This is a genomic window from Zobellella denitrificans (genome assembly GCF_002237365.1).
Classification (GTDB): domain Bacteria; phylum Pseudomonadota; class Gammaproteobacteria; order Enterobacterales; family Aeromonadaceae; genus Oceanimonas; species Oceanimonas denitrificans.
In genome coordinates this window covers 1-8994 of record NZ_NMUO01000124.1, presented here as the reverse complement: position 1 = coordinate 8994, position 8994 = coordinate 1, and the positions used below count along the sequence as shown (strand labels likewise).

At 67.3% G+C, this 8994-nt stretch carries 9 protein-coding genes; 5 read left to right on the top strand and 4 right to left on the bottom strand.

The annotated features are described in order from the left end of the window. On the bottom strand, window positions 1–248 hold a 248-nt coding region (locus CGX12_RS17915), incomplete at its 3' end, for a LacI family DNA-binding transcriptional regulator (protein ID WP_142995675.1). A gap of 340 nt (window positions 249–588) precedes the next feature. Between CGX12_RS17915 and CGX12_RS17910 the strand changes: the two genes are divergently transcribed. The 3 genes from CGX12_RS17910 to CGX12_RS17900 are packed head-to-tail and all read left to right on the top strand — an operon-like array spanning window position 589 to window position 4119. Then, the gene (locus CGX12_RS17910; RefSeq protein ID WP_094041196.1) at window positions 589–1947 is read left to right on the top strand and encodes a uracil-xanthine permease family protein; all 1359 of its coding nucleotides are present in this window, start codon (window positions 589–591) and stop codon (window positions 1945–1947) included. Between the two features lie 49 nt (window positions 1948–1996). Next, a complete protein-coding gene (locus CGX12_RS17905; RefSeq protein WP_094041194.1) occupies window positions 1997–3415 on the top strand; it encodes an amidohydrolase family protein in 1419 nt (472 codons plus the stop codon). Further along, window positions 3412–4119 carry a sulfite exporter TauE/SafE family protein gene (locus CGX12_RS17900; protein WP_094041193.1) on the top strand — a complete coding sequence of 236 codons (708 nt, stop codon included), beginning with the start codon at window positions 3412–3414 and terminating at the stop codon, window positions 4117–4119. The genes CGX12_RS17905 and CGX12_RS17900 overlap by 4 nt, the downstream gene beginning before the upstream one ends. A gap of 76 nt (window positions 4120–4195) precedes the next feature. Here the strand turns inward: CGX12_RS17900 and add are convergent, their stop codons facing one another. The 3 genes from add to glnL form a co-directional block, all read right to left on the bottom strand. Next, on the bottom strand, window positions 4196–5200 hold the full coding sequence (gene add, locus CGX12_RS17895; protein ID WP_094041191.1) for an adenosine deaminase: 1005 nt from the start codon (window positions 5198–5200) through the stop codon (window positions 4196–4198). A gap of 76 nt (window positions 5201–5276) precedes the next feature. Further along, on the bottom strand, window positions 5277–6704 hold the full coding sequence (glnG, locus tag CGX12_RS17890; protein WP_094041189.1) for a nitrogen regulation protein NR(I): 1428 nt from the start codon (window positions 6702–6704) through the stop codon (window positions 5277–5279). Between the two features lie 9 nt (window positions 6705–6713). Beyond that, window positions 6714–7751, bottom strand: a complete 1038-nt coding sequence (glnL, locus tag CGX12_RS17885) for a nitrogen regulation protein NR(II) (RefSeq protein WP_094041187.1) — start codon at window positions 7749–7751, stop codon at window positions 6714–6716. Window positions 7752–8003: 252 nt separating this feature from the next. Between glnL and slyA the strand changes: the two genes are divergently transcribed. Both slyA and CGX12_RS17875 read left to right on the top strand, forming a co-directional pair. Beyond that, window positions 8004–8450, top strand: a complete 447-nt coding sequence (gene slyA, locus CGX12_RS17880; protein WP_094041185.1) for a transcriptional regulator SlyA — start codon at window positions 8004–8006, stop codon at window positions 8448–8450. A gap of 4 nt (window positions 8451–8454) precedes the next feature. Continuing rightward, window positions 8455–8982, top strand: a complete 528-nt coding sequence (locus CGX12_RS17875) for an HlyD family secretion protein (protein WP_094041184.1) — start codon at window positions 8455–8457, stop codon at window positions 8980–8982. The last annotated feature ends 12 nt before the right edge of the window (window positions 8983–8994 follow it).

Here is an 8994-nt window from a genome sequence, read left to right as displayed (position 1 = left end):
GCCACCGCGAAGGGCATGGAGGAGAGCAGGGCGATGGAGTTGGTGCGGCCGGTGCGCAGGCGCTGGGCCCGCAGGTTGGGGCTGTAGCCCAGCAGTCGGGCCACTTCCTTGACCCGGGCCCGGGTCTGGGGATCCACCTGCCCCCGGTCGTTGAGGGCGTGGGAGACGGTGGTGCGGGACACGCCCGCCGCCTCGGCGACATCGGCGATGGTGAGGCGGCGCGGGCCGCCGTGCTTGGCTGAACTCATGGGGCCTCTGGGGGCTGATCGCGTATGCCGTCGAGTATACCCCCGGCCCCGGCCGGCACCAAATCGATTCGGGTGCCGGCCCGGTCTCGGCTGGCCTGGCGAAAAAACCGGCTTGACAGGGTGCAGAACCTGGAATAACTTTTAACCAAATCGATTTGGGTTTGTCAGTTGAGCGACCAAATCGATTCATCTCTGGAGACGTTGGCGAGAGATGGGGAACCCGCGCCGGCCATCATGGCGACGGGTTGTTTTTCACCCACCACCCAAATCGATTTGGGTGGTGAGCTCAAGGAGCCGCCGGTGTCCGCTGCCGGCGGCATATGGATGCAAGGAGAAGATCATGTCGGAAGTACACAAGGACGTCACCGCCCCGGTCGACGAAAAGCTGCCCCTGAAGACGCTGCTGGCGTTCGGGTTGCAGCATGTATTGGTGATGGCGGCCTCGCCCATCGCCTCGGTGTTCCTGATGGCCACGGCGCTGGGCTTTCCCCCGGAGCTGACCATCAACCTGCTGAGCGCCACTTTTATCATCTGCGGTATCGGCACCCTGCTGCAGTCCATCGGCTGGCGCGGCTTCGGCGCCCGGCTGCCGTTCATCATGCTGCCGGGCGGCGCGCCCATAGTGCTGTTCATCCTCATCGCCCAGCAGACCGACGTGGCCACCGCCTCGGGGGCGGTGATCCTGACGGCGCTGTTCTATTTCCTGGTGTTGCCCGTGTTCAAGAAGTTTTTGCGCTTCTTCCCCTCGGTGGTGGTGGGCACCATGCTGTTGCTGGTGGCCATCAACCTGGTGAAGATCTCGGGCTTCCTGATCGTCGGCAAGCCCGGCACCGAGGGCTTCGCCGCCCCGCTCAACCTGCTACTGGCCTTCGCCACCATCGGCTTCACCGTGCTGTTCGCCCGGGTGCTGAGCGGCATGATGGGCCAGCTGGCGATACTGCTGGGCCTGCTGGGCGGCACCCTGGTGGCGGTGCTGTTCGGCGCCTTCCATGCCGAGCACCTGTCGTTGTTTCCCCTGTTCAGCCTGCCGTCGCTGCTGCCCTTCGGCATGCCCAAGTTCGATCTGCTGGCCTCGCTGCCGCTGATGATCTTCTGCATCATCTCCATGGTGGAGGCCACCGGCCAGACCATCGCCATCGGCGAGGTGGTGGACAAGAAGCTGGACCCGGAGAACGACGTGGCCAAGACCATCCGCGGCGACGCCGCCGTGTCCCTGCTCGGCGGCCTGTTCGGCACTTCGCTGATCATCACCAGCGGCGAGAACATCGGCGTGGTGCGGGCCACCGGCATTCGCTCCCGCTACGTCACCCTGGTCTCCGGCCTGATGCTGATCCTGTTCGCCCTGCTCGCGCCCCTGGCGCGGGTGATCCACGGCGTGCCCGAGGCTGTGGTCGGCGGTACCGGCCTGGTGGTGTTCGCCATCGTCGGCACCATGGGCATCGACATGCTGCGGCGGGTCGATCTGCGCCAGCACGCCAACATGTACGTGGTGTCGGTGGCGCTGGCGGTGGGCCTGTTTCCGATACTGGTGCCCGGCGTCTACAGCCAGTTCCCCTCCGGGCTGGCCTCCCTGCTGGGCAACGGCGTCGCCATGGGCGCCATCACCGCCGCCCTGATGAACGCCCTGTTCCACTACCTGGGCAAGGGGCCGGCGCCGGTCGCCGCGGCCGAAGACCACTCCCGGCTGCAGAGCCGCTGATCTACCCGGGCAGGCCCCGCGGCCTGCCCCTGCCAATAAAAGGACCATCATGAAGACGCAACTCAATCCCTCCCAGTTCGAACAACGCTGCCTGCTGGCGCCCGACTGGCTGTTGCTGGCGGACGGCCCGGTGCGGGATCACGCCATCCTGCTGGACGGCGAGCGCTTCGGCGCCGTCGGCCCCCTGGCCGAGCTGCAGGCGGCCCACCCGGAGCTGGCGGTGACCGCCCTGCCCGGCAAGCTGATCATGCCCGGCTTCGTCGATACCCACCACCACCTGACCCAGGCCTTCGGCAAGGCGCTGGTGTTCGGCGAGCCGTCGGAGATCTTCCGCCGGGTGTGGGTGCCCATGGAATCCGGCCTGAGCCCGGACATCCTCTACCTGACCGCCAAGCTGGCGGCGCTGGAGGCCCTGCGCGGGGGCTTCACCACCGTCTGCGACGCCGGCACCCGGGCCAGCGAGGGGCTGGACGCCATCGCCCGCGCCACCACCGAGGCGGGGCTGCGCTGCGTGCTGGGGCTGGTGTGCAACGACAAACGCGGCAGCGAGGAACTGGCGCCGGGGCCCATACTGGCGCGGGCCGAGCAACATATCGCCGGCTGGCAGGGCCAGCCGCTGGTGACCCCCTCGCTGGCCGTGCCCATCCCGGAGATCGCCACCGATGCCATGCTGCACCGGGTGTCGGCGCTCTGCGCCGAGGCCGGCATCCTGTTCCAGACCCACGTCAACGAACACCTGGTGGCGGTGGAGCGCTCCCTGGAGCAGCGCGGCCTGCGCCCGGTGGAGCACCTGCACCGGGCCGGGGCCCTGGGGCCCCAGGCGCTGCTCGCCCACGCCACCCTGCTCACCCCCGACGAGCTGATGCTGCTGCGCGACTCCGACAGCGCGGTCAGCTACAACCCGGTGGCCAGCGCCTGGAAGGGCAACGCCGTGGCCCAGGCCCAGCTGATGCACAGCCTGGGGATCCGCCTCGGCCTGGGTACCGACGGCACCCGCAGCGACGGTTTCCGGCTGCTTGACTATGCCGAGGCGGCCCAGCGCTTCGCCTTCGGCCTGGCGGTGGGGGACTCCTCCTGCGGCGGCGGCTGGCCCTGGCTGGAGCAGGGCACCCGCGGCGGGGCCAGGGTGCTGGGGCTGAACACCGGCGAGATCGCGCCCGGCCGGGCGGCCGACTTCCTGCTGGTGGACCTGGAGGTGCCCGAACTGCTGCCGTCCTGGGACCTGTGCTGGGAGCTGGTTCGGCTGGCCAACCGGGATCAGATTCTGGGGGTGTTCGTGGCCGGCCGCCTGCGGCTGTGGCAGGGCTGGCCGCTGGACTGGGACGCCCGGGCCCTGATGCGGGAGGTGGACGAGCACGCCAAGGCGGTGGTGGCGCGGGCGCCGATCCAGAAAATCCATCCCGACTCGGGCCGGCACCGGCGGCAGTGGGAGGCGCAACGCCCGGGCCCCGGCGGACGCGCGTCATGAGCCCGGATGTTTTCGCCTGGGTCGCCCTGGCGGTGGCGGCGGGTGCCTTTGTCCAGGGCGCCACCGGCATGGGCTTCGCCCTGGTGGTGGCGCCGGTGCTGGGGTTGCTGGCGCCGGCGTTGCTGCCGATCAGCCTGCTGGTGCTGATGTTGCCGCTCAATGCCCTGATCGCCTGGCGGGAGCGCCACGCCATCGATCTGCGGGGCACCAAGTGGATATCCCTGGGCCGGGTGCTGGGCACCTTCGGCGGGCTCTGGGTGCTGGTGGTGCTGCCCCTGAACCAGCTCAACATCCTGATCGGGGTGTCCACCATAGCGGCGGTGCTGGTCAGCTGGCTGGCGCCGGCCTTTGCGCCGGGGCGCAAGGCCTTCGTGTCCACCGGGGTGATCACCGGCATCACCGAAACCGCCACCGGCATCGGCGGGCCGCCCCTGGCCCTGGTGTACCAGCATATGCCGGTGGCGACCCTGCGCGCCTCGGTGGCCCTGTGTTTTTTGATCGGCGAGCTGGTCTCGCTGCTGGTGCTGGCGCTCGACGGCCGGCTGCAGGCCGAACTGCTGCTGCCGGTGGGCTGGATGTTGCCGGCGCTGGCGGCGGGGCTGATCCTGAGCCAGCTGGTGCACCGCACCATCAACGCCCGTTTCCTGCGCCAGTTCGTGCTGGTGTTCGCCCTGGTGTCGGGCGTCCTGGTGCTGTGGCAGTAAGATGAAAGGCCTTGCCCGACGGGCAAGGCCTTTGCGGTCCGAAGCGTCGGCTAACAGGGCCTTTACTCTGCGCTTGTTATTCCCGCTCGGCGCTGGCGGTGAGCAGGGCGGCCCTTTCCGCTGGGCTGATAAAGGCCATCTGCAGGGCGTTTTCCTGGCACTGGCGGGTCTGGGCGGCACTGAGGCCGGCGCGGGCCGCCGCGTCCGTGTATTCGTGGCGCAGCTCTATGCCTTCCACCGCCGGGTCGTCGGTGTTGAGGCAGGCGAGCACGCCTTTTGCCAGAAAGCGGTGGATGGGATGGGCGGCGATATCCGCCACCGTGCTGGTCTGCAGGTTGGAGGTGAGGCAGGATTCGATGCCGATGCGGTGTTCGGCCAGGTAGTCGAGCAGGCGTTCGTCCTCCACCGCCTTGACGCCGTGGCCGATGCGCTCGGCGCCCAGCTGGCGAATGGCCTGCCAGATGCTGTCGCTGCCGGCCGCCTCGCCGGCATGCACCGTGATGCGCAGGCCGGCGTCACGTACCCGTTTGAAATGGTCGTTGAACAGTTCGCCGGGAAAGCCCAGTTCGTCACCGGCCAGATCCATGGCCACCAGTTTGTCCTTATGGACCAGGCAGGCGGCCAACTCCCGCTCGCAGGCGGCCTGGCCGAAGGTGCGGCTCATGATGCCGGTAAGTTTCACCGGGATGCCGAAGTCGCGCTGGCCGGCGGCCACCCCGTCGATCACCGCTTCCACCACCCCCTGGGGGTCCAGATTGTGGCTCATGGCCATGTAGCCGGGGCTGAAGCGCAGCTCGGCGTAATCGATGCCGGCGGTCTGCAGATCCTCGACGTTCTCGTAGGCCACCCGACGGCAGGCGTCGTAGCTGCCCAGCACCTTGACGCCCCAGTCCAGCTTGGCGAGGAAGGACACCAGATCCGGGGCGTTGTCCAGCACCTGCACATGGGGGCGCAGCCCTTCCAGGGTGGTGGCAGGCAGCACCATGTTGAAGGCCTGGCCCAGATCGAGAATGGTGGCGGGCCTGATGTTGCCGTCCAGGTGGCGGTGCAGGTCGAGCAGGGGCAGGCTGGGATCTATCATGGCATCTTCCTTTTCTGGTCTGGACCCTTGCCGGGGCCGCCGGGGCGGCCATCGGCAAGGGGGGATGAGATAAATGCTAATCCTCTACCAGGCTGTCGTCACCATGCAACTCTTTTAACTTCCGGGTCAAGGTATTGCGGCCCCAGCCCAGCAGTCGTGCCGCCTCCTGCTTGTGGCCCTGGGTGTGGGCGAGGGCGCAGTCGAGCAGGATGCGCTCGAACTCGGGCTGGGCGTCGGCCAGCAGATCCTGCTTGCCCTTGGCCAGGGACTGCCGGGCCCAGTCCTGCAGGGCCTGGCGCCAGTCCTGGCTGCCGGCGTCCCTTTCCTTTTCCCGCTCCTTCTGCATCAGCTCCGGCGGCAGGTCGGCGATCAGCACCTCCTGGCCCGAGGCCATCACCGTCAGCCAGCGGCAGACGTTTTCCAGTTGGCGCACGTTGCCCGGCCAGGACAGGGACTGCAGGTAGGCCTGGGTGTCCGGGTGCAGGCTCTTGGCCTCCACCGCCAGCTCCTTGGCGGCCCGGCCCAGGAAATGGCGGGCCAGCTTGGGGATGTCCTCGCGGCGATCCTTCAGCGCCGGCATATGGATGCGGATCACGTTGAGCCGGTGGAACAGGTCTTCGCGGAAGTCGCCGTCTTCCACCTTTTTCTCCAGATCCTGGTGGGTGGCGGCGATGATGCGTACGTCCACCTTGATCGGCTGGTGGCCACCCACCCGGTAGAACTGGCCGTCGGCCAGCACCCTGAGCAGCCGGGTCTGGATATCCAGCGGCATGTCGCCGATCTCGTCGAGGAAGAGGGTGCCGCCGTCGGCCTGCTCGAAGCGGCCCTGGCGCACGCTGTTGGCGCCGGTGAAGGCGCCCTTCTCGTGGCCGAACAGTTCCGATTCGATCAGATCCTTGGGGATGGCGGCCATGTTCAGCGCGATAAAGGGATTCTGGGCGCGTGGGCTGTGCTTGTGCAGGGCGTGGGCCACCAGTTCCTTGCCGGTGCCGCTCTGGCCGTTGATCAACACCGAGATGGAGGAACGGGCCAGGCGGCCGATGGCGCGGAACACCTCCTGCATGGCCTGGGCCTCGCCGATGATCTCGGGGGTGTTGAGGCTGTCCACCAGCGGGGCCTTGTCCTTGCTCCTGCTCTCCTTGAGGTGGGCCACGGCCCGTTGCACCAGGGCCACGGCGTCGTCGATGTCGAACGGCTTGGGCAGGTATTCGAAGGCGCCGTGCTGGTAGGCGCTGACCGCGCTGTCCAGATCCGAGTGGGCGGTCATGATGATGATCGGCAGTTGCGGTGCCTGCTTGTGGATGGCGTTGAGCAGGGTCAGGCCGTCCATGCCGCCCATGCGGATGTCGGACACCACCACGCTCGGCTTGCCCTGCGGCAGGGCCGCCAGCACGCTCTCGCCGTCGGCAAAACTCTGGCAGCGGAAGCCCGCCTGGCCCAGTGCCCGCTCCAAAACCCAGCGGATAGAGCTGTCGTCATCGACTATCCATACCAGTTCAGCCATAAAGGTCTCCTATCGTCGTAACGGCAGATAGATAATAAATTCGGTGTGCCCGGGGCGGCTCTGGCTTTCGATCCGCCCCTTGTGTTGGTGGATCAGATCCTGGGCGATGGACAGCCCCAGGCCGGTGCCGCCCTCCTTGCCCGTGACCATGGGGTAGAACAGGGTGTCGCGCAGCTGCTCGGGGATGCCGGGGCCGTCGTCGATGATGCGGATCTCGGCTGCCAGCCGGTAGCGGCGCCCCTGCAGCATCACCTGGAAGGCGGTGCGGGTCCGGATCTGGATATGGCCCTTGTCGCCCAGGGCTTCGGCGGCGTTGCGCACTATGTTGAGGAAGGCCTGCTGCAACTGCTCCGGATCCATCTCGAAGTCGGGGATGCTGGGGTCGTAGTCGCGGCTGAGCTTGATGTCCTGGGGGATTTCCATCGTCACCAGCTGGCGCACCTGCTCCAGCACCGAGTGCAGGTTGGTGATCTGGCGCAGGCCGGGCCGCTGCGGGCCCAGCAGCCGGTCCACCAGGTTGCGCAGCCGATCCGCCTGGGCGATGATCAGCTGGGTGAATTCCTTGAGTTCTTCCTGGGCCAGTTCCCGCTCCAGCAACTGGGCCGCGCCGCGCAGGCCGCCGAGCGGGTTCTTGATCTCATGGGCCAGGCCGCGCACCAGCTCCCGGGCCGCCTGCTGCTGGGCCCGCTGCTGCAGCTCCTGGCTGATCTTCTTCTGCTGGTCGATAAGGCGCAGCTCGATCAGCGCCATGGTCTTGCCTTCGAGGCTGAAGGGGCTGACGCTGACGTCGACCCAGCGCGGGGCGCCGTCGATCACCAGCTGCACCTCGCTGTCGGTAAAGCCCTGCTCGCTCTCGATGCAACGCTTGATGCGGCGGGTATCGAGGGAAATGTCCTCCACCACCTGATCGAGCTGCGCCTCCTGCAGCCGGCGCTTGCTCAGGGTGAGCAACTGCTCGGCGGCGGTATTGGCGAAATGCACCAGCAGGTTACCGTCGACCACCAGCACGGCGGTCAGCAGGTTGTCGATGATCGTCTTGGTGCTCATCTGGGATTCCAACACCTTTTGCCCTCGCTTCGGTGAATTGCACCATGGTGGTGCATTGATTCTATCCTATCCGGCTCGCCTTGCCGCCTGATGGTGCGTGCTGAGCGGCATGCCCTGCTCCGGTGCACCTGGATCAAGCTTACTGCATTAAATACTGCAAGAAGCTTGCCGACTTGAAAAAGTTCGGAAATGCCTTGAGCGATTTAGTTAGCGAGAGCATAATTAGCATGCTAATTAACTATCGAGGTGATTATGAAAACCTTAGGGATGGCGCTGGCCTGCCTGGTGCGGCAATGGCGCTGGGTGAACGACGAACGGCTCAAGCCCCTGGGGCTGACCCAGAGCCGCTGGATTACCCTCTCTTACCTCAAACTGGAAGACGGCATACTGCAGCATCAGTTGGCGCGGCGGGTGGGGGTGGAGCAGCCCTCCCTGGTGCGCACCCTGGACGGGCTGGAGCAGATGGGGCTGGTGGAGCGCCGGCCCTGCCCCAGCGATCGGCGGGGCAAGCGGGTCTATCTCACCGCCGCGGCCGGCCCCGTGCTGGCGCAGATGGACGAGGTGCTGGACGAAACCCGCCAGCAGGTGCTGGCCGGCCTCAGCGAGCAGGAAATACGGGAGTTCAACCGGATGATTGAGCATCTCACCCAGAATCTGCAAGGGATCGGCAAGGACATTTCCGCAGCAACGACGGGGTAAGCCAGTGACGCCGGAGCAAAGTTTCAGCCGTTGGGTCCGGGTGGCCCTGGGCATTTTTATCCTCGCTTTCGGCTACTTCGTGCTGGCCGACAACTATGCGCCCATGACGCCCCAGGCCCAGGTGCAGCGCTATGTGGTGCCGGTGGCGCCGAGGGTGGCGGGCCAGGTCAGCCGGGTGTGGGTCGAAAACAACCAGCCGGTGGCGGTCGGCGATCTGCTGTTCGAGCTGGACGACAGCGACTACCGGCTGGCGCTGGAGCGGACCGAGCTGGCCCTGGGGCTGGCCGAGACCGAGCTGGCACGGCAGCGGGCCGCGGTGCGGGCGGCCGGATCCCTGCTCGAGCAGCAACGGCTGCAGGCGCAGGAGCTGGAACGGGAAGCGGCACGACTGGGCCGGTTGCGGCGGGACGGTCATCTGTCTATCCAGCAGCTGGAGCAGGCCCAGAACCTGGCGGCCCCGGGCCCGAGAGGGGTGGGGGCCCCCGGGGCTCCGCGGCCGGGGGGACCCGAGCCGGTCCGCATATGCATCTGACACCGCACGCGA

What these genes read in the sequence shown, in the direction of transcription:
- glnL (WP_094041187.1), bottom strand. Translation starts at nt 7,751, where the DNA reads ATGAGCACCAAGACGATCATCGACAACCTGCTGACCGCCGTGCTGGTG.
- CGX12_RS17905 (WP_094041194.1), top strand. Translation starts at nt 1,997, where the DNA reads ATGAAGACGCAACTCAATCCCTCCCAGTTCGAACAACGCTGCCTGCTG.
- CGX12_RS17910 (WP_094041196.1), top strand. Translation starts at nt 589, where the DNA reads ATGTCGGAAGTACACAAGGACGTCACCGCCCCGGTCGACGAAAAGCTG.
- add (WP_094041191.1), bottom strand. Translation starts at nt 5,200, where the DNA reads ATGATAGATCCCAGCCTGCCCCTGCTCGACCTGCACCGCCACCTGGAC.
- slyA (WP_094041185.1), top strand. Translation starts at nt 8,004, where the DNA reads ATGAAAACCTTAGGGATGGCGCTGGCCTGCCTGGTGCGGCAATGGCGC.
- glnG (WP_094041189.1), bottom strand. Translation starts at nt 6,704, where the DNA reads ATGGCTGAACTGGTATGGATAGTCGATGACGACAGCTCTATCCGCTGG.
- CGX12_RS17900 (WP_094041193.1), top strand. Translation starts at nt 3,412, where the DNA reads ATGAGCCCGGATGTTTTCGCCTGGGTCGCCCTGGCGGTGGCGGCGGGT.